The sequence below is a fragment of the Mesorhizobium sp. M8A.F.Ca.ET.218.01.1.1 genome, from assembly GCF_004791165.1.
Taxonomy (GTDB): Bacteria; Pseudomonadota; Alphaproteobacteria; order Rhizobiales; family Rhizobiaceae; genus Mesorhizobium.
The window spans coordinates 1-287 of the sequence record NZ_SRUZ01000196.1; the positions used below are offsets into that span (position 1 = coordinate 1).

1 protein-coding gene is annotated in these 287 nt (G+C 68.3%); it reads left to right on the plus strand.

Features of this window, described 5'->3' with window-relative positions; translation table 11 throughout:
• A partial coding sequence (locus tag EN861_RS35000) for a phosphoenolpyruvate hydrolase family protein (protein ID WP_135928256.1) occupies positions 1-287 on the plus strand: 287 nt, incomplete at both ends.

Genomic DNA, 287 nt, shown 5'->3' on the forward strand with positions numbered 1-287 from the left:
GCGCCATGACCAAGGCCGGCGCCGACATCGTCGTCGCCCATATGGGCGTGACCACGGGCGGCTCGATCGGCGCCACCTCGGCCAAGTCGCTCGACGACTGCGTCATCGAGATCGGCGCCATCGCCAATGCCGCCAGGTCGGTGCGCAAGGATGTCATCCTGCTCTGCCATGGCGGGCCGATCTCGATGCCGGACGATGCCCGCTACATCCTCGACCGCTGCAAGGGCCTGCACGGCTTCTACGGCGCAAGCTCGATGGAACGGCTGCCGGCCGAAGCGGCAATCGCC